Raw genomic sequence first — 19,251 nt, forward strand, 5'->3', positions numbered from 1 at the left:
GATCAACATGACGGGGCTCAGCAGTGCTGGGCCCTGTTTTTTTGCGAACTACTTTTTCTTCTGTGCTTTCGGCGGGTGCGCCTGCGCCAGCTCTTTGATCAGCGGCAGCAGGATCTGCACGCTTTCGCGGCTGCGTTTGTCGATCCGCCCTGGCAGGTAGCGATCCAGATACTGCAGGTTGTCATACTGCGGGCGGTGCCAGGTGATGCCCTGCGGGAAGTGCGGGCTGACGGCGCGCTGCTGGTAGCCGTCCTTGTCGCCCAGCGACCAGTTGGTGGCCTCCACCGACAGCACCGGGATGCCTGCGGCGTCGAACACCTCTTGATCGGAGCAGCAGCCGGTGCCCTTCGGATGCTGGGCGCTGCCCGGATTGCTGGCGGCGGCGATGCCGTAGCGGTGGGCGATATCCAGCGCGCGATCGCGGGAGCGTTTCGCCATTTGCGGCGGCGTGTTGCGCCCGGCGTTGAAGTACAGACGATCGCCGGTGATCAGGCTGTCGAGGTTGATCACCAGCACGGTGTTGCTTTTCTCTTCCGCGCTCATGCGTTGCAGGTAGTTTTGTGCGCCCAGCGAGCCGATCTCTTCGGCACTGGTGGCGACGAAGCGCAGGCCGTAGGCTGTGGGGATGCTTTTCAGGCGCTCCGCCAGTTCCAGCATCACGCCGATGCCGGAGGCGTTGTCGTCGACGCCCTGCAGCGTCAGGCCGCCGAGGTTGTTATCCAGGTCTTCGTCGCTCTGCGGCGTGTAGGTGTCGAAGTGGGCGACAATCACTATTTGTTTCGGGCTGTCGCCGTTGCGGGCGGCGATCACCGAGCTGGCGGTGACGTTGTTCCAATTCTTCTTGCCGTCTTTGCTGGTGTAGAGATAGCGCGTGTTGACGCTGCGAATATCGCTTTGATAACCCATCTTGCTGAACTGCTGCTTCAGGTAGTCGGCGGTGAGCAATTCGGCCGGGCTGCCCGCCATGCGGCCGGGGAAGTAAGTGGCGATGTGGCGGGTCTGTTCGGCGGCGAAACGGCCCATTGGCGCGTCTTTTGCGGGCTGTGCGGCACAAACGCTGAAGACGCCGCCGAGTGCGAGGGCCAGCAGGCTGGTCTTCAGGTAAAAACGGGAAAACATACCGAAAAATCCTTCTTTGCTATCGGCGCTGCCGATCATTTTTCTTCGGCACCCAGTATGAGACGCCGGGCGGCATTACACAATTTCCCCGTCTCTTAATTTTCGCGCGAATGCGCAAACCGTCGCCGCAGTTATCACCGTTTGCCTCTGGCGTTGCGGCCTATATTCCATAAAGGAACTAATCATTCCTTTTCGTCATTTCAGAGGCTAAATCTCAGCCCGTATAGTCACACTATCTTTCTGTTATATGAAAAGGCTGTTGTGGACTATCTACCAATATTTGCCGACCTGAAACAACGTCCGGTGCTGGTCGTTGGCGGCGGTGACGTGGCTGCGCGCAAAGTCGATCTGCTTCAGCGCGCCGGGGCTGAAATACGGATAGTTGCGCAGTCGCTCTCACCGGAACTGGAACAACAACGTCAGCAAGGGCAACTGCTCTGGCTGGGGAAAACCTTTGACCCGCAACAGCTGGACGACGTGTTTCTGGCGATCGCCGCCACGGACGACAACGCGCTGAATGCCGCGGTGTTCGCCGAGGCGGATAAACGCCGGGTGTTGGCCAACGTGGTGGACGATCAGCCGCGCTGTTCGTTCATCTTCCCGTCGATCATCGATCGCTCGCCGCTGGTGGTGGCGGTGTCGTCCAGCGGCCAGGCGCCGGTGCTGGCGCGGTTGCTGCGCGAAAAGCTGGAGGCGTTGCTGCCCGCCAGTTTGGGGCAGATGGCGCAGGTGGCGGGCCGCTGGCGCGGCCAGGCCAAACAGCGGCTGGCCTCGATCGGCGAACGTCGTCGTTTCTGGGAGAAAACCTTCGGCGGCCGTTTCGCCACGCTGGTGGCCAACGGCCAGACGGCGCAGGCGGAGCGGCAGCTGGAGCAGGATTTGCAAAGCTTCGCCGCAGGCGATGAAGGCGTGCAGGGCGAGATAGCCCTGGTGGGCGCCGGGCCAGGCGACGTGGGGCTGTTGACCCTGCGCGGGCTGCAGGTGATGCAGCAGGCGGACGTGGTGCTGTATGACCACCTGGTCAGCGGCGAGATCCTCGATCTGGTGCGCCGCGACGCCGAGCGCATCTGCGTGGGTAAGCGCGCCGGCGCGCACTCGGTGATCCAGGAAGAGACCAACCGGCTGCTGGTGGAGCTGGCGCAGCAGGGCAAACGCGTGGTGCGCCTGAAGGGCGGGGATCCGTTCATCTTTGGCCGCGGCGGCGAAGAGCTGCAGGTGGCCGCCGCCGCCGGCATTCCGTTTCAGGTGGTGCCGGGCGTCACGGCCGCCGCGGGGGCGACCGCCTACGCCGGCATTCCGCTGACGCACCGCGACCACGCGCAGAGCGTGACCTTTATCACCGGCCACTGCCGCCCCGACGGCGATGGCCTGGACTGGGCCGATCTGGCCCGGGCGCGGCAGACGCTGGCTATCTACATGGGCACCATGAAGGCGGCGGACATCAGCCAACGCCTGATCGCCCACGGCCGCGCTGCCGATACGCCGGTGGCGGTGATCAGCCGCGGCACGCGCGCCGATCAGCAGGTGCAGATCGGCACGCTGGATCAACTGGAACATCTGGCCCAACGGGCGCCGCTGCCGGCGCTGTTGGTGATTGGCGAAGTGGTGGAACTGCACCATCAAATCGCCTGGTTCGGGCATCAATCGCAGACGGAAGGGGCCGCGCGCCCGGCCGTCGTGAATTTGGCATAGGCAAGGCTTTTAAGGATCTGTTATGGACGAAAAACGACTCACTCATTTGCGGCAATTGGAGGCGGAGAGTATCCATATCATCCGTGAAGTCGCCGCTGAATTCGCCAACCCGGTGATGCTGTATTCCATCGGTAAAGACTCTTCCGTGATGCTGCATCTGGCGCGCAAGGCGTTCTTCCCCGGCACGCTGCCGTTCCCGCTGCTGCACGTCGATACCGGCTGGAAGTTCCGCGAAATGTACGAATTCCGCGATCGCACCGCGAAGGAGTACGGCTTCGAGCTGCTGGTGCATAAAAACCCGGAAGGGGTGGCGATGGGCATCAACCCGTTCGTGCACGGCAGCGCCAAGCATACCGACATCATGAAGACCGAGGGCCTGAAGCAGGCGTTGAACAAGTATGGTTTCGACGCCGCCTTCGGCGGTGCGCGGCGCGACGAGGAGAAATCACGCGCCAAAGAGCGCATCTATTCGTTCCGCGATCGCTTCCACCGCTGGGATCCGAAAAACCAGCGGCCGGAGCTGTGGCACAACTACAACGGCCAGATCAACAAAGGGGAGAGCATCCGCGTCTTCCCGCTGTCGAACTGGACCGAGCTGGATATCTGGCAGTACATCTTCCTGGAAAAGATCGACATCGTGCCGCTGTACCTGGCGAAACCTCGCCCGGTGGTGGAGCGCGACGGCATGCTGATGATGGTGGACGACGATCGCATCGATCTGCAGCCGGGTGAAGTGATCAGCCAGCGCATGGTGCGTTTCCGCACCCTGGGGTGCTGGCCGCTGACCGGCGCGGTGGACTCGCAGGCGCAAACCCTGCCGGAGATCATCGAAGAGATGCTGGTCTCCACCACCAGTGAACGCCAGGGGCGGATGATCGATCGCGATCAGTCCGGCTCGATGGAGCTGAAAAAGCGTCAAGGGTATTTCTAAGGAGCCGCCGGATGAACAACGCAATCGCACAACAAATAGCCGACCAGGGCGGCGTCGAATCCTATCTGCACGCGCAGCAGCACAAGAGCCTGCTGCGCTTTCTGACCTGCGGCAGCGTCGATGACGGCAAAAGCACCCTGATTGGCCGCCTGCTGCACGATACCCGCCAGATCTACGAGGATCAGCTGTCGACGCTGCACAGCGACAGCAAACGCATCGGCACCCAGGGCGAGAAGCTCGATCTGGCGCTGCTGGTGGACGGCCTGCAAGCCGAGCGCGAGCAGGGCATCACCATCGACGTGGCCTATCGCTATTTCTCGACCGAAAAACGCAAATTTATCATCGCCGATACCCCGGGGCATGAGCAGTACACCCGCAACATGGCCACCGGTGCCTCCACCTGCGATCTGGCGATCCTGTTGATCGACGCGCGCAAAGGGGTATTGGACCAGACTCGCCGCCACAGCTTTATCGCGACCCTGCTGGGCATTCGCCACCTAGTGGTGGCGGTGAACAAGATGGATCTGGTGGACTACCAGGAAGCGGTGTTCGAGCAGTTCAAACAGGATTACCTGACCTTCGCCCAGCAGCTGCCAGGCGATCTGGACATCAAATTCGTGCCGCTGTCGGCGCTGGACGGCGACAACGTGGCGAGCGAAAGCGCCCATATGCCGTGGTACAGCGGCCCGACGCTGCTTGAAGTGCTGGAGAGCGTGGACGTGGTCAGCGAGCGAGAAAACCAGCCGCTGCGCTTCCCGGTGCAGTACGTCAACCGCCCGAACCTCGATTTTCGCGGCTATGCCGGCACGCTGTCCGCCGGCGTGGTGCGGGTGGGGCAACGGGTCAAGGTGCTGCCTTCCGGCGTGGAGTCAAGCGTGGCGCGCATCGTGACCTTCGACGGCGATCTGCAAGAGGCGGTGCCGGGCGAGGCGATTACGCTGGTGCTGAAGGATGAGGTGGACATCAGCCGCGGCGATCTGCTGGTCGACGCCGGCGAAAGCCTGCAGGCGGCGCAGAGCGCGCTGGTGGACGTGGTATGGATGGCCGAGCAGCCGCTGGTGCCGGGCCAGAGCTACGACATCAAGATCGCCGGTAAAAAGACCCGCGCCCGCGTGGAGAGTATCCGCCATCAGGTGGAGATCAATACGCTGGCGCAGCACCCGGCAGACACGTTGCCGCTTAACGGCATCGGCCTGGTGGAGCTGACCTTCGACGAGCCGCTGGTGCTGGACAGCTATCAGAGCAATCACGACACCGGCGGGCTGATCTTCATCGATCGCATGAGCAACGTCACGGTGGGCGCCGGTCTGGTGCGTGAAACGCTGCAGGCCGCATCGGCGGCGCGCGGCGAGTTCAGCGCTTTCGAGCTGGAGTTGAATGCGCTGGTGCGCAAGCACTTCCCGCACTGGGGCGCACGCGATCTGCTCGGTGGCCGATAAGGTGGCCGCTGAACTGAGGGCGACCGGGCCGGACGATGAGAACGTGGTTTGGCATCCGCACGCGGTGACGCGCGCGGATCGCGAAGCGCGCAATGGCAATCGCGGCGCGGTGCTGTGGTTTACCGGGCTGTCCGGCTCGGGCAAATCCACCGTCGCCGGCGCGCTGGAGCAGGCGCTGCACGGGCTCGGCGTCAGCACCTATCTGCTGGACGGCGATAACGTGCGCCACGGCCTGTGCCGCGATCTCGGCTTCTCGGACGAAGATCGGCGCGAGAACATCCGCCGGGTGGGGGAAGTGGCCAAACTGATGGTGGATGCCGGGCTGGTGGTGCTGACCGCGTTCATTTCGCCGCACCGCGCCGAGCGGCAGATGGTGCGCGAAATGCTCGGCGACGATCGCTTTATCGAAGTGTTCGTCGACACGCCGTTGGCGATCTGCGAGGCGCGCGATCCGAAGGGATTGTATAAAAAAGCGCGCGCCGGCGAGCTGCGCAATTTCACCGGCATCGACGCGGTTTACGAGGCGCCGCAGCAGCCGGAAATCCACCTCGATGGCCAACAATTGGTAACAAATTTGATTGCGCAATTGTTAGACGTGTTGCGTGGTCAGGCTATTATCAAACCCTGAATTCAAAAAAAGCGTGTGGCGTTTTTCGCCATGCGCTTTTTACTCTAAGCCGCCGCAGAGCGAGCCGAATAACCAGGGATCACTATGCAAAATGTCACGCCTATCTTGATCGACTCCAAGCAGTCAAAACAGGAGAGAGAAGAGCCTTCTTATTCTTTCCTGGGCGGCGTCAGCGGCTTTGTTTTCTACTGGCTGGCGTTCGCGTTGCCGTTTCTGGTTTACGGTTCCAACACGCTGTTTTTCCTGCTTTATACCTGGCCGTTCTTCCTGGCGCTGATGCCGCTGTCGGTGCTGATCGGCATCACCCTCAGCATGCTGTTGCGCGGCCGTCTGATCCTGACGCTGTTGCTGACCGGCGCCATCGTGCTGTGCCTGTTCTGGCTGGTGTTTAGCTTCTTGACCGGGTGGTGAGAGAGCGGGCGCCGATGCCGGCGCCCGAAGGATTGCAAAGCGGTGCCGAAGGTTACAAAACTTTGCTCAGAAACGCCTGTGTGCGCGGATTGGCCGGATGGCTGAAGATCTGCTGCGGCGCACCTTCCTCCTGAATGATCCCCTGATCGATAAACAGCACCCGATCGGCCACCTCGCGGGCAAAGCCCATCTCATGCGTGACCACCACCATGGTCATGCCCTCGTGGGCCAGCGATTTCATCACCGCCAACACTTCGCCCACCAGCTCCGGATCGAGCGCGGAGGTGGGTTCGTCGAACAGCATGATCTTCGGCTCCATCGCCAGCGCGCGGGCGATGGCCACCCGCTGCTGCTGGCCGCCGGACAGGCTGTTGGGGTAGGCGTCGATCTTGTCGAGCAGGCCGACCTTGCGCAGCAGCTGTTCGGCTTGCGCGATGGCTTCGGCGCGCGGCCGTTTCTTCACGCTCACCGGCGCCATGATGATGTTTTCCAACACCGTCATGTGCGGGAACAGGTTGAAGCGCTGGAACACCATGCCCACGCTTTCACGCATCTTGTTCAGGTCGGTTTTCTGATCGTGGATGGCGAAGCCGTTGACCTCGATCTCGCCGCCGGAGAGCGTTTCCAGCGCGTTGATGCAGCGCAGGAAGGTGCTCTTCCCGGAGCCGGAAGGGCCGATGACGCATACCACTTCGTTGGCGGCGATCCGGCAGGAAATGCCGCGCAGCACGTGGCTCTCGCCGAACTGTTTTTGCAGGTTATGTACGCGAATCACTTTTACCGAACCTCTTTTCCATGTGTTGCACCAGCAGCGAGAGCAGGAAGGTGATGACCCAATAGACCAGCGAAATGGTCAGGTAGGGCTCCCAGTAGGTGGCGTAGGCGCCGGAGACGGTGCGGGCGGCATAGGCCAGATCCGCCAGGCCGATGGCGGAGGCCAGCGACGAATCCTTGACGATGGCGATGGCGTTGTTGCCCAGCGGCGGCAGCATGCGGCGGAAGGCCTGCGGCAGGATCACCTGGCGCATGGTCTTGCCGTAGCTCATGCCCAGCGAACGCGAAGCTTCCATTTGGCCGCGGTCGATAGACTGGATCCCGGCGCGGAAGATTTCCGACACATAGGCGCCGGCGTTGAGCGTGATCGCCACCACGCAGGAGAGAAAGGCGCCGTAGTCGGCGCGCAGCGCGCGGGCGAAATCGACGCTCATCAGGCCGCTGGTGACCAGCAGGCCGTCGCGCGGGTTGATGAACAGCGGCACCAGCGCGAAGTGCACGACCATGATTTGTACGAACAGCGGCGTGCCGCGAAAGGCGCTGATGTAGATGCGCACCGGCCACTGAACGCCGTAATGCAGTATGGGTTTCCAGATGCCGTGCGGCGCCTGCGCCAAACGACCCAGCCCGAGGATCAATCCCCAGGTGGTGCCCAGCAGCACGCAGATAATGGTGCATTTGATGGTCATCCAGGCGCCTTCCATAAACAGCGGCGCGTATTCCTGGATAATCTCCCAGCGGAAGTTCAAGATCAGATCCTTATTTAAGCGTGTTAAGGCTACTGCGCGTTGTCATCTTGGGATTGGGCAGTGCTCGCCATCCTCATGGACTGCGTGTCCACTCCGGTGGCTGTGCGCTGGCCGCACCCAATCTGACTTAGCTCGCTACGCCTGTTTATTTACTGGCCGACTGCGCTGAGGCGCGCCAGTTGATTATTCCTCCGGCAGCGTCGGTACGTTGCTGTCGAACCAGGTTTGGTAGATCTTGGCGTAGGTGCCGTCGGCGACGATCTTCTTCAGGCCGGCGTTAATCTTGTTACGCAGTTCGTCGTTGCCTTTGGCGACGGCGATGCCGAAATACTGGCGCTCGAACTTGGCATCGGACACCAGCTTGAAGGCCTTCTCAGGGTGGGTTTTGATATAGAACTTGGCCACGCCGACGTCGCCGACCGCCGCGCCGATGCCGTCTTCATACAGCTCCTGCAGCATCAGCGGCGTATTGTCGAAGCGCTTGATGGCGGTGCTGTTTTTGCCCAGCACATCGGACACCACGATGTCGCCGGTGCTGGAGTTCACCACGCCGACCTTCAGCGCTTTCAGCGCGGCGATGGAATCGACCGTCGAGTCTTGCGGCACGACGATGGCCTGTTCGGCCGGGAAATAAGGCGCCGAGAAATCAACCATTTGCTTGCGTTTGTCGGTGATGGTGATGCCGGAAATGATGATATCGCGATCGCCGGAATTCAGCGTGGCGAAGATCCCTTCCCACGGCGTATTGATCAGTTTGATTTGGAAGCCTTCGGCCTTGGCCACCGCTTTGATGATGTCGATGTCGAACCCTTCCAGCTGTTTTTGGCTGTTTTCAAATTCGAACGGCCGATAGGTGCCGCCGGAGCCGACGACGTAGGTAGGTTCAGCCGCCAATGCGGCGGTGGAGAAGGTGGCGGCCAGGCAGGCGCCTATCAGAACTAAACGTTTTAACATCGCGATCCCCGATAATGAAAGGTTATACATTGGAATTATTTATGCACTAGTAGTGCATAAAAATAAGCTTCAATGAATGAAAGTGCAACCGCTGCATGAGGATTATTCTTTCTATGGTGGTAAATATTCATTTTTTGCATTGCTGTGGCGTAAGCTATGGGCCGGTAAGCGGCGGTGCAGTGATTCTTGCTGCATAATGGAGGAAGGGCAGTGTGTCTCTCATCGGAAAACGCGCCGCGCGCGTCGGGTAAAAGGGGCTTTTTTTGCCGCTTTCGCCGCGGATTTGGGTTATAAACTCGGGAACCCTTCATCCGTATTCTGAATTTGGCGTTGAAATGCCGCTCTCAGTGTGGAGTCCAACGAGAAGTTGTGGGATGATTGGTCGGTTTTTCAGGGGGCGGAGATGGGAAAACTTACGCTGCTATTGCTGGCATTGCTCGGTTGGTTACAGTATTCACTGTGGCTGGGCAAAAATGGTATTCACGATTACGTGCGGGTCAATGAAGACGTTGCGGTCCAGCAGGGCAACAACGCCAAGTTGAAAGCGCGTAACGATCAGCTGTTTGCCGAAATCGACGATTTGAACGGCGGACAGGAAGCGATCGAAGAGCGTGCGCGTAATGAGCTGGGCATGATCAAGCCTGGTGAGACTTTCTATCGTCTGGTTCCTGACCAATCCAGACGCAACGCGGCGTCTTCCTCGCAAAACAACGCACAAAAATAACGCATGAATCACTCCGCAGGCACCTTTCCCTCGGTGATTGCCGTCCTGCCCGCTGCCGGTATCGGCAGCCGCATGCAGGCGGAATGCCCGAAGCAATATTTAACTATCGGCCGGCATAGCATCGTCGAACACGCCATCCATGCCCTGTTGCGCCACCCGCGCATCGAGCGGGTGATCGTGGCGATCGGCCCCGAAGATCGCCAGTTCGAACAGTTGCCGATCGCCCAGGATCCGCGAGTGATCGTCACCGAGGGCGGCAAGCAGCGCGCGGATTCGGTGATGGCCGGGCTGAATCTGGCGGGCGATGCGGACTGGGTGTTGGTGCACGACGCCGCGCGCCCCTGCCTGCACGCCGACGATCTCGAGCGCCTGCTGGCGATTACCGCACACAGTAAGGTCGGCGGCATTCTCGCCGCGCCGGTGCGCGACACCATGAAACGCGCCGAACCCGGCCGCGAAACCATCGCCCATACCGTCGATCGGCAGGATCTGTGGCACGCGCTGACGCCGCAGCTGTTTCCGCTGCCGTTGCTCAAGCAGTGCCTGCAGCGCGCGCTGGATGAAGGCGCGAACGTCACCGACGAAGCCTCGGCGCTGGAGCATTGCGGTTATCATCCGCTGCTGATCGCCGGCCGGGCGGACAACATTAAAGTAACGCGGCCGGAGGATTTGGCGCTGGCGGCGTTCTATTTGACTCAGTTAGACAATTAAGGAGCGCATCATGCGTATCGGTCACGGTTTTGACGTACATAAATTCGGCGGCGAAGGCCCGTTGGTGATCGGCGGTGTTCGCATCCCTTACGATAAAGGTTTGCTGGCCCACTCCGACGGTGACGTCGCGCTGCACGCCGCGACCGATGCCCTGCTGGGCGCGGCGGCGCTGGGCGATATCGGCAAGCTGTTCCCCGATACCGATCCGGCGTTCAAAGGCGCCGACAGCCGCGAACTGCTGCGCGAAGCCTGGAAACGCATTCGCGCCAAAGGGTATCGCCTCGGCAACCTCGATATCACCATTATCGCCCAGGCGCCGAAAATGGCGCCGCACATCCCGCAGATGCGCGTTTTCCTGGCGGAAGATCTGCAGTGCCATATGGATGACGTCAACGTGAAGGCCACCACCACCGAGCAGCTCGGCTTCACCGGGCGCGGTGAGGGCATCGCCTGCGAAGCGGTTGCCTTGCTGATCAAGGAATAACCGCATGGATATGGCGAATCTGACCTGGCTGCATGGCCGGCCGCAGAGCACCGGGGTGTTGAAAGCCAATCCGGAAGATTTCGTGGTGGTGGAAGATCTGGGCTTTGCACCGGACGGTGAAGGCGAGCACGTGCTGGTGAACATCCGCAAAAACGGCTGCAATACCCAGTTCGTGGCCGACTATCTGGCGCGCTTCGCCGGTATTCACGCCCGTTCCGTCAGCTATGCCGGCTTGAAGGATCGCCACGCGGTGACCGAACAGTGGTTCTGCCTGCATATGCCGGGCAAGGACACGCCGGATTTCTCCCGGTTTGCGCTGGAAGGCTGCGAGGTGCTCTCGTATGCCCGCCACCTGCGTAAAATGCGCATCGGCAACCTGAAGGGCAACCACTTTACGCTGGTGCTGCGCCAGATTTCAGATCGTCAGGACGTTGAGCGCCGTCTGCAGGCCATCGCCGCGCAGGGCGTGCCGAACTACTTCGGCAGCCAGCGTTTCGGCCGTGGCGGCAACAACCTGGTGATGGCGCGCCGCTGGGCGAATGATGAAATTCGCGTCAAAGAGCGCAGCAAGCGCAGTTTTTACCTCTCTGCCAGCCGCAGCGCGCTGTTTAATCTGGTCGCGAGCAGGCGCCTGGCGGACGGCCTGCAGCGCACCGTGCTGGAAGGTGACGCCCTGCAGCTGAGCGGCCGCGGCAGCTGGTTTGTCGCCAAAGCCGATGAGCTGGAGACGTTGCAACAGCGCTTGGATGCCGGTGAGCTGGTTGTCACCGCGACGTTGCCGGGCGACGGCGAGCCGGGCACCGCCGGCAGCGCGTTGGCATTTGAACAACAATGCTTGGCGGAGCAGCCGGAATTGCTTACGCTTTTAAAGCGCGAGCGTGTCGACCCCGCTCGTCGGGCCCTGCTGCTGCAGCCGCAAAATATGCGGTGGAGCTGGTGGGATGACGTTACCGTGGAACTGCGCTTCTGGCTGCCGGCAGGCAGCTTCGCCACCAGCGTGGTTCGCGAGATCATGCAGCAGGATGACAGCGATGCGGATATTGCTGAGTAACGATGACGGCGTCAGCGCTCCGGGCATTCAGGTGCTGGCGGCGGCGCTGCGGGAATTCGCCGAGGTGCAGGTTGTGGCGCCGGATCGTAACCGCAGCGGCTCTTCCAATGCCTTAACGCTGGAGTCGCCGCTGCGCACGCAGACGCTGGCCAACGGGGATATTGCGGTGCTGCAGGGGACGCCGACCGACTGCGTTTACCTTGGCGTCAACGCCTTGATGCGCCCGGCGCCCGATATCGTGGTCTCCGGCATCAACGCCGGGCCGAATTTAGGCGACGACGTCATCTATTCCGGCACCGTCGCGGCGGCGATGGAGGGCCGGCACCTGGGGCTGCCGGCGTTGGCGGTGTCGCTGAACGGCCACCGGCACTACGCGACCGCCGCCGTCATTACCTGCCGCATCCTGCGCGCGCTGCAGCGAGAACCGTTGCGAACCGGAAAAATCCTGAATATCAACGTACCGGATCTGCCGCTGGCGGAGATCAAAGGCCTGCGCGTGACCCGCTGCGGCAGCCGCCATCCAGCCGACAAGGTCTTCTGCCAGCAGGATCCGCGCGGACAAAATATCTACTGGATCGGGCCGCCTGGTGATAAATTTGATGCCGGGCCGGATACCGACTTTGCGGCGGTGGAACAAGGCTATGTGGCGATAACGCCGCTGCAGGTGGATTTAACCGCCTACGCGGCGCAAGAAGTCGTGAAAACATGGTTAACCAAAGCAGAGGTTAGCGGGGAATGGTGAACAAGCGCATGCAAACATTGCTGACGCAGCTGCGGCAGCAGGGGATCCGGGACGAAAAGCTGCTGCGGGCGATCGAGGCGGTGCCGCGCGAGCGTTTTGTCGACGAAGCGCTGGATCATAAGGCCTACGAAAACACCGCATTGCCGATCGGCTCCGGCCAGACCATTTCCCAGCCTTATATGGTGGCGCGGATGACCGAACTGCTGAATCTGACGCCCACCTCGCGGGTGCTGGAGATCGGCACCGGTTCCGGCTATCAGACCGCCATTCTGGCGCATCTGGTGCAACACGTTTGTTCCGTCGAACGCATCAAGGGGTTGCAGTGGCAGGCCAAGCGCCGCCTGAAGCAGCTCGATCTCCACAATGTTTCCACCCGCCACGGCGATGGCTGGCAGGGCTGGGCGTCGCGCGGCCCGTTCGATGCGATCATCGTCACTGCCGCGCCGCCGGAGATCCCACAGGCGCTGGTGGAACAGTTGGACGACGGCGGTATTCTGGTGTTGCCGGTGGGGGAGCAGGCTCAAACTCTCAAACGCATTCAGCGTCATGGCAACGAGTTCGTTGTCGATGCGGTAGAAGCGGTGCGCTTTGTGCCGCTGGTGAAAGGCGAATTGGCCTAGCGATCGTCTGATTTTTCGACCGTCGGCAAAATCTGTTGCACTTTCATCATGCCCGGATAAGGTTTTCTCGTTCCAATCAGGTTAATTTTCACTAGAATTGGCCTTTCTACGTAGTTGTCTTATGGTGCGGCAACGCCAATCTGGTTAGCATTGGCGCGCGTTTTGATGCTCCGGCGCGAGATGACCTGGCATTCAGGGATCGGCCGGCGGCGCCTTTACATCGCAGAAACTGGGAAGTGGCAAAAGCTCGGCTACGATGTAAAGGGTATTTTGGATATATCACTGATATTGCTGTCATGGGGGAAGCATGAGCACGGGAAGCCCAATGATTACGTTACGCCGGGTTGCGGTGTGTACGATGGTAAGTTTGTGGTTGGCGGGTTGTACGAACAATGCCTCAACGTCGGCCCCTATCAGCAGCGTGGGGGGCGGCGGCGCCGTTCCATCCGGCAATAATAATGGCGGGGCGCAGCAGGCCAGCCCAGAGGGCCGCATTGTCTATAACCGCAGTTATAACGCCATTCCTAAAGGGAGTTACAGCGGCGGCGAAACTTATACGGTCAAGCGCGGCGACACGCTGTTTTATATTGCCTGGATCACCGGCAACGATTTCCGCGACCTGGCGCAGCGCAACAATATTCCCGAGCCATACAGCCTGAATGTTGGCCAAACCATTCAGCTTGGTAATGGTTCCGCCAACGGCGGCGGCGGTATGTTGGCGACGACTGACGCGACCCAAGGCGGCGTTCCGAAGCCACCTTCCACCTCCCAGATCCAGACGGCAACGGTTGATTCTCAATCAACTAACGCGTATTCTGAAAACTCGGGTAAACAGAATGTAGGTAAGATGTTACCTGCAGCAGGGGCCGCAGCGGTTGGGACCGCGGCTGCGCCTGTTACCGCGCCGGAAGCCGCTCCACCAGTGAGCAGCACCGTCAGCAACAGCGCTCCGGTCAGTACCTGGAGATGGCCGACTGACGGTAAGGTTATTGATAACTTTTCCTCATCAGAAGGTGGGAATAAGGGTGTCGATATCGCCGGTTCCCGTGGGCAGCCGATCTTCGCTACCGCCGATGGCCGCGTAGTGTATGCAGGCAACGCTTTACGGGGTTACGGTAATCTAATCATCATCAAACATAATGATGATTACCTGAGCGCCTACGCTCATAACGACACAATGCTGGTCCGGGAACAACAAGAAGTGAAGGCGGGTCAAAAAATAGCCACCATGGGTAGCACCGGTACCAGTTCAGTACGTTTGCATTTTGAAATTCGTTACAAGGGGAAATCCGTAAACCCGCTGCGTTATCTTCCGCAGCGATAGATTGGGCAGAATACGCTGAGATTCTGCTCGCGGTATCACGGGTAGGAGCAGCATATGAGCCAAAATACGCTGAAAGTTAACGAGTTACATGATGATGCGGATTTCGACGAGAATGGAGCTGAGGCCGAGTCGTTTGATGAAAAAGCGCTGGTAGAAGAAGAGACCAGCGAGAACGATTTAGCGGAAGAAGAGCTGTTGTCTCAAGGCGTTACGCAACGCGTATTGGATGCGACGCAGCTCTATCTGGGTGAGATCGGTTATTCACCTCTGCTGACCGCAGAGGAAGAAGTCTATTTTGCGCGGCGTGCTCTGCGCGGTGACGTGCCGTCCCGCCGCCGCATGATTGAAAGCAACCTGCGGCTGGTGGTGAAAATCGCCCGCCGCTACAGCAACCGCGGTCTGGCGCTGCTGGATCTGATCGAAGAGGGTAACCTCGGTCTGATTCGCGCAGTGGAAAAATTCGACCCGGAACGCGGTTTCCGCTTCTCCACTTACGCAACCTGGTGGATCCGTCAGACGATTGAACGGGCGATCATGAACCAAACCCGTACCATTCGTTTGCCTATCCATATCGTCAAAGAACTGAATGTCTATCTGCGCACCGCGCGCGAGCTTTCCCACAAGCTGGATCATGAACCGAGCGCTGAAGAGATTGCCGAGCAACTCGACAAGCCGGTGGATGACGTCAGCCGCATGCTGCGTCTGAATGAGCGCATCACCTCGGTGGATACGCCGCTGGGCGGGGATTCGGAGAAAGCGCTGCTGGACATTCTGGCCGACGAGAAGGACAACGGGCCTGAAGACACCACGCAAGACGACGATATGAAGCAAAGCATCGTCAAATGGCTGTTCGAACTGAACGCCAAACAGCGTGAAGTGTTGGCGCGTCGTTTCGGCCTGCTGGGCTATGAAGCGGCGACGCTGGAAGACGTAGGCCGGGAGATTGGCCTGACGCGCGAGCGCGTCCGTCAGATTCAGGTTGAAGGTCTGCGCCGTCTGCGTGAGATTCTGCAGATGCAGGGCCTGAGCATTGAGGCGCTGTTCCGCGAATAACGCCGGTTGTTGAACCGCATCAAATAAAAACGGTGAGCGTCATGCTCACCGTTTTTTTATGCTCGAGTTTGGCGCCAGACTACACCATATTTTTCAGCCGGTAGATCCATTCCAGCGCCTGGCGCGGCGACAGGGAATCCGGATCCAGCGCTTCCAGGGCTTCAACCGCCGGCGAGGTTTCTTCCTGCAGCAGCGTCATCTGGGTGGCATCGACGCTGCCCGAGGCGGTGTGGCTGGAGATAGACTCCAGCTCGCGCAGCTTCTGGCGGGCGCGCTTGATGACGTCGCGCGGTACTCCGGCCAATGCGGCGACCGCCAGGCCATAGCTTTTGCTGGCGGCACCGTCCTGCACGCTGTGCATGAAGGCGATGGTATCGCCATGTTCGAGCGCGTCCAGATGCACGTTGACCACGCCTTCCATTTTCTCCGGCAGGGTCGTCAGCTCGAAGTAGTGGGTGGCGAACAGCGTCATCGCCTTGATGCGGTTGGCCAGGTTCTCGGCGCAGGCCCAGGCCAGCGACAGGCCGTCGTAGGTGGAGGTGCCGCGGCCGATTTCATCCATCAACACCAGACTGTGCTCGGTGGCGTTGTGCAGGATGTTGGCGGTTTCGGTCATCTCCACCATGAAGGTGGAGCGGCCGGAAGCCAGATCGTCCGCCGCGCCGACGCGGGTGAAGATGCGATCCACCGGGCCGATGGTGGCCTTGGTGGCCGGCACGTAACTGCCGATGTGCGCCATCAGCACGATCAGCGCCGTTTGCCGCATATAAGTGCTTTTACCGCCCATGTTCGGGCCGGTAATGATCAGCATACGGCGCTGTGGCGACAGGGTGAGCGGGTTGGAGATAAACGGCTCGCTCAGCACCTGCTCCACCACCGGGTGACGGCCTTCGGTAATGCGGATCCCCGGCTGCTCGCTCATGGTCGGGCAAGCGTAGTTCAGGGTATCGGCGCGCTCGGCCAGGTTGGCCAGCACGTCCAGCTCGGCCAGTGCGGCGGCGCTTTGCTGCAGCTCCGCCAGGTGTGGCAGCAACAGATCGAACAACTCGTCGTACAGGCTTTTCTCGATCGCCAGCGCCTTGCCCTTGGAGGTGAGCACTTTGTCTTCGTACTCTTTCAATTCCGGGATGATGTAGCGCTCGGCGTTTTTCAGCGTCTGACGGCGCACATAGTGGATCGGCACCAGGTGGCTTTGGCCGCGGCTGACCTGAATGTAGTAGCCGTGTACGCCGTTGAAGCCGACCTTGAGCGTATCCAGCCCCAGCTTTTCACGCTCGCGGATCTCCAGCCGATCGAGGTAATCGCTGGCGCCGTCGGCCAGTGCGCGCCACTCGTCCAGCTCGCTGTTGTAACCGGGGGCGATCACGCCGCCGTCGCGCACCAGCACCGGCGGGGATTCAATGACCGCGCGCTCCAGCAGCTCGCGCAGCTCGTCGAACTGGCCCACCTGAGACAGCAGCTGCTGCACGTGCGGGGTATCCACATCTTGCAGCAGCGCGCGAATGTCGGGCAGTTGCTGGAAAGCATGGCGCATGCGCGCCAGATCGCGCGGCCGGGCGGTGCGCAGCGCCAGACGCGCCAAAATTCGCTCCTGATCGCCCACCTGACGCAGTGAAGGCTGCAGATCGGTGAACAGCTCCTGCAATGCGCCGATCGCCTGTTGGCGGGCGGTGAGAACCTTGATATCGCGGGTCGGCATGTGCAGCCAGCGTTTCAGCATGCGGCTGCCCATCGGCGTGACCGTGCGATCGAGGATCGCCGCCAGCGTGTTGTCGCTGCCGCCGGACAGGCTCTGCGTCAGTTCCAGGTTGCGGCGGGTGGCGGCGTCCATGATGATGCCGTCCTGCTGGCGCTCCATGGTGATGCCGCGAATGTGCGGCAGCGAAGTGCGCTGAGTATCTTTGACGTACTGCAGCAGGCAGCCGGCGGCGCGCAGCGCCTGGTGCGCCTGTTCGACGCCGAAACCGGTCAAATCGCGGGTGCCGAACTGCAGGTTGAGCTGCTGACGCGCGGTCTCAAGCTCGAATTCCCACAGCGGGCGGCGGCGCAGGCCGTGGCGCTGTTCGATCAGCGCCATTTGTTCGAAGGTTTCCGGGTAGAGCAGCTCGGCCGGATTGGTGCGCTGCAGCTCGGCGGCCATGGTTTCCAGATCCTGCGGCTCGGCGACGCGAAAGCGGCCGGAGCTCACGTCCAGCGTGGCGTAGCCGAAGCCGCGCGCGTCCTGCCAGATCGCCGCCAGCAGGTTGTCCTGGCGCTCTTGCAGCAGCGCTTCGTCGGTGATGGTGCCGGGCGTGACGATACGCACCACTTTGCGCTCGACCGGCCCTTTACTGGTGGCCGGATCGCCGATCTGCTCGCAGATGGCGACGGACTCGCCGAGCTGCACCAGCTTGGCCAGGTAGTTCTCTACCGCGTGGTGCGGCACGCCGGCCATCGGGATCGGTTCACCCGCCGAGGCGCCGCGTTTGGTCAGCGAGATATCCAGCAGCTGGGAAGCGCGCTTGGCGTCGTCGTAAAACAGCTCGTAGAAGTCGCCCATGCGGTAGAACAGCAGGATTTCAGGATGCTGGGCCTTGAGGCGCAGGTACTGCTGCATCATCGGCGTATGCGAATCGAGTTTATCGGTGCTATTCATGCGATTATTTTTCCAATCCATTGAATGTAAAGGGAACTGTGATTTTCATTGTCGTCATTCGCTATCACATTGTTTCAGCAGGCACCGCCCCATTCAGCGCTTGGCGGGCGGCGCAAATCAAATCATCAAAACGCCAAACGGCGCGCTCAAACCCGAGGTTTGCACAGACGCTTATACTAGCCCAGCGGGCAATCGGCTGTCACAGGTAAAAATGGGAAGCGCTGCGCAAGGAGGAGTTGTAACGAAGCGAGATTGTCGTTCGCCTGCGGGCAACAACGCAAGTCGCCGCCCGCTGAGGCGGCGTGGAGTTTATTGCGCGGCGGTGAGGGGCATGAAGTTATGTACAATCCTTGATATAATCTCATCAATGAATTTTCTGATCGGGGGGCGTCATGAGTAATACTAAAAAAGTGCCGGTGGGTTATGTTAAGCCATCTCGTACGGACATTGCCCGCTCAGTGGCGACATCAACGGCGGTTGAAACAGGTCAACCTTCAGCCAGAATTGAAGCTTCTTTAGAAGAAGTGCGTAAAAAATTCGCTCATCTGCGCCTTGCCTAATACTTTCTTAGTGCTTGGTTGACCCAGTGTTTCATCGGCTCGTAGTTCATGTTCATACCCGAGTGAATAGCCGAGATATATTGGGCTCTGTTTTGTTCCCAGCTTTGATAATCCAACGGTTTATGCCCACCCTGAACCGCCATCACATCGGCCAACAGCCGTGACAAACGGCCATTCCCTTCTCTAAAAGGGTGTATGAGTATCAGTTCAACATGGATTATCGCGATCGCTTCTATCAGCTGTTCTTCGCTCATGTCTGAGCAAGGTGTGTAACTTGCCAGGTATTTCACTTCGAAATCGTCCAGTAGTTTGGGCAATCGCGTCGAAGGGGCAAACATGAAGCCTCCTTTGCTGATATTGACGGTTCTTGCTTGTCCAGCCCACGCATAAATATTGCCTAACCAGCGGTGATGCCATCCCTTAAGCATCTCGACGGTGATTCTTCCTAATGGAAAGTGCTGTTCGAAAACGGAACGGTAGAGCTGCTCCAGCAACACCAACTCGGCGCCGTCGAGTTCGTCGCTATCGGTGATACCCAGCTTATTGGCTAGAACTCGCTCGCCGGATTCTTTCTCATATTGACCTTCGCTGCTGGAAATATGGTATCGGCTCATGAATACGCTCGATGATAATGAGGTGGGGGATAAGGC

Annotated in this window: 20 protein-coding genes; 14 read left to right on the forward strand and 6 right to left on the reverse strand. The window is 60.2% G+C overall.

What is annotated here, in order from left to right; all coding sequences use genetic code 11:
• Positions 1–48: 48 nt before the first annotated feature.
• A complete protein-coding gene (locus ABTW55_RS08820) occupies positions 49–1,119 on the reverse strand; it encodes an aminopeptidase (RefSeq protein ID WP_033649282.1) in 1,071 nt (356 codons plus the stop codon).
• A 261-nt stretch (positions 1,120–1,380) separates the two neighbouring features.
• On the opposite strand from ABTW55_RS08820, the gene cysG reads away from it, so the two are divergent.
• From cysG to ABTW55_RS08845, 5 genes are all read left to right on the forward strand, one after another.
• The gene (gene cysG / locus ABTW55_RS08825; RefSeq protein WP_060422416.1) at positions 1,381–2,811 is read left to right on the forward strand and encodes a siroheme synthase CysG; all 1,431 of its coding nucleotides are present in this window, start codon (positions 1,381–1,383) and stop codon (positions 2,809–2,811) included.
• A gap of 22 nt (positions 2,812–2,833) precedes the next feature.
• Positions 2,834–3,742 (forward strand): sulfate adenylyltransferase subunit CysD, encoded by a 909-nt coding sequence (cysD, locus tag ABTW55_RS08830; RefSeq protein ID WP_004932620.1) that lies wholly within the window; start codon positions 2,834–2,836, stop codon positions 3,740–3,742.
• A gap of 11 nt (positions 3,743–3,753) precedes the next feature.
• Positions 3,754–5,181, forward strand: a complete 1,428-nt coding sequence (gene cysN / locus ABTW55_RS08835; RefSeq protein WP_033652939.1) for a sulfate adenylyltransferase subunit CysN — start codon at positions 3,754–3,756, stop codon at positions 5,179–5,181.
• Positions 5,120–5,809 carry an adenylyl-sulfate kinase gene (gene cysC, locus ABTW55_RS08840; protein WP_080431152.1) on the forward strand — a complete coding sequence of 230 codons (690 nt, stop codon included), beginning with the start codon at positions 5,120–5,122 and terminating at the stop codon, positions 5,807–5,809. The genes cysN and cysC overlap by 62 nt, the downstream gene beginning before the upstream one ends.
• A gap of 84 nt (positions 5,810–5,893) precedes the next feature.
• The gene (locus ABTW55_RS08845) at positions 5,894–6,220 is read left to right on the forward strand and encodes a DUF3561 family protein (RefSeq protein ID WP_004932611.1); all 327 of its coding nucleotides are present in this window, start codon (positions 5,894–5,896) and stop codon (positions 6,218–6,220) included.
• A gap of 52 nt (positions 6,221–6,272) precedes the next feature.
• On the opposite strand, the gene ABTW55_RS08850 is transcribed toward ABTW55_RS08845, so the two are convergent.
• The 3 genes from ABTW55_RS08850 to ABTW55_RS08860 all read right to left on the reverse strand — a co-directional run bounded on the left by ABTW55_RS08850 (position 6,273) and on the right by ABTW55_RS08860 (position 8,697).
• A complete protein-coding gene (locus ABTW55_RS08850; protein WP_060422411.1) occupies positions 6,273–6,995 on the reverse strand; it encodes an amino acid ABC transporter ATP-binding protein in 723 nt (240 codons plus the stop codon).
• The gene (locus ABTW55_RS08855; protein WP_086556831.1) at positions 6,979–7,746 is read right to left on the reverse strand and encodes an amino acid ABC transporter permease; all 768 of its coding nucleotides are present in this window, start codon (positions 7,744–7,746) and stop codon (positions 6,979–6,981) included. Before ABTW55_RS08855 ends, ABTW55_RS08850 begins: the two co-directional genes overlap by 17 nt.
• Positions 7,747–7,926: 180 nt before the next feature.
• Positions 7,927–8,697 carry a basic amino acid ABC transporter substrate-binding protein gene (locus tag ABTW55_RS08860; protein WP_060422407.1) on the reverse strand — a complete coding sequence of 257 codons (771 nt, stop codon included), beginning with the start codon at positions 8,695–8,697 and terminating at the stop codon, positions 7,927–7,929.
• A gap of 403 nt (positions 8,698–9,100) precedes the next feature.
• Here ABTW55_RS08860 and ftsB point away from each other — a divergent pair, with 403 nt between their 5' ends.
• The 8 genes from ftsB to rpoS all read left to right on the forward strand — a co-directional run bounded on the left by ftsB (position 9,101) and on the right by rpoS (position 15,406).
• Positions 9,101–9,421, forward strand: a complete 321-nt coding sequence (gene ftsB, locus ABTW55_RS08865; RefSeq protein ID WP_016929043.1) for a cell division protein FtsB — start codon at positions 9,101–9,103, stop codon at positions 9,419–9,421.
• A 3-nt stretch (positions 9,422–9,424) separates the two neighbouring features.
• A complete protein-coding gene (ispD, locus tag ABTW55_RS08870; RefSeq protein WP_033649254.1) occupies positions 9,425–10,132 on the forward strand; it encodes a 2-C-methyl-D-erythritol 4-phosphate cytidylyltransferase in 708 nt (235 codons plus the stop codon).
• A 10-nt stretch (positions 10,133–10,142) separates the two neighbouring features.
• The gene (gene ispF / locus ABTW55_RS08875; RefSeq protein WP_004932594.1) at positions 10,143–10,616 is read left to right on the forward strand and encodes a 2-C-methyl-D-erythritol 2,4-cyclodiphosphate synthase; all 474 of its coding nucleotides are present in this window, start codon (positions 10,143–10,145) and stop codon (positions 10,614–10,616) included.
• A gap of 4 nt (positions 10,617–10,620) precedes the next feature.
• Positions 10,621–11,667 carry a tRNA pseudouridine(13) synthase TruD gene (truD, locus tag ABTW55_RS08880; RefSeq protein ID WP_033649256.1) on the forward strand — a complete coding sequence of 349 codons (1,047 nt, stop codon included), beginning with the start codon at positions 10,621–10,623 and terminating at the stop codon, positions 11,665–11,667.
• Positions 11,648–12,409 (forward strand): 5'/3'-nucleotidase SurE, encoded by a 762-nt coding sequence (gene surE / locus ABTW55_RS08885; RefSeq protein WP_033637163.1) that lies wholly within the window; start codon positions 11,648–11,650, stop codon positions 12,407–12,409. The genes truD and surE overlap by 20 nt, the downstream gene beginning before the upstream one ends.
• Entirely contained in the window at positions 12,403–13,029 is a 627-nt protein-coding gene (locus tag ABTW55_RS08890) for a protein-L-isoaspartate(D-aspartate) O-methyltransferase (protein ID WP_033637164.1), read from the forward strand. The genes surE and ABTW55_RS08890 overlap by 7 nt, the downstream gene beginning before the upstream one ends.
• 325 nt (positions 13,030–13,354) lie before the next feature.
• A complete protein-coding gene (gene nlpD / locus ABTW55_RS08895) occupies positions 13,355–14,353 on the forward strand; it encodes a murein hydrolase activator NlpD (protein ID WP_033652940.1) in 999 nt (332 codons plus the stop codon).
• Between the two features lie 54 nt (positions 14,354–14,407).
• Positions 14,408–15,406 (forward strand): RNA polymerase sigma factor RpoS, encoded by a 999-nt coding sequence (rpoS, locus tag ABTW55_RS08900; RefSeq protein ID WP_004932578.1) that lies wholly within the window; start codon positions 14,408–14,410, stop codon positions 15,404–15,406.
• Positions 15,407–15,485: 79 nt separating this feature from the next.
• On the opposite strand, the gene mutS is transcribed toward rpoS, so the two are convergent.
• On the reverse strand, positions 15,486–18,041 hold the full coding sequence (gene mutS / locus ABTW55_RS08905; RefSeq protein WP_060422784.1) for a DNA mismatch repair protein MutS: 2,556 nt from the start codon (positions 18,039–18,041) through the stop codon (positions 15,486–15,488).
• 392 nt (positions 18,042–18,433) lie between these two features.
• Between mutS and ABTW55_RS08910 the strand changes: the two genes are divergently transcribed.
• Positions 18,434–18,601: a hypothetical protein gene (locus tag ABTW55_RS08910; protein ID WP_162846236.1), complete on the forward strand. Its 168-nt coding sequence runs from the start codon at positions 18,434–18,436 to the stop codon at positions 18,599–18,601.
• Here ABTW55_RS08910 and ABTW55_RS08915 read toward each other — a convergent pair.
• On the reverse strand, positions 18,598–19,215 hold the full coding sequence (locus tag ABTW55_RS08915; protein ID WP_060422403.1) for a Fic family protein: 618 nt from the start codon (positions 19,213–19,215) through the stop codon (positions 18,598–18,600). The genes ABTW55_RS08910 and ABTW55_RS08915 overlap by 4 nt on opposite strands.
• Positions 19,216–19,251: the final 36 nt, after the last annotated feature.

Source organism: Serratia sp. SM04, from assembly GCF_040280225.1.
In the GTDB taxonomy this organism is placed as follows: domain Bacteria; phylum Pseudomonadota; class Gammaproteobacteria; order Enterobacterales; family Enterobacteriaceae; genus Serratia; species Serratia sarumanii.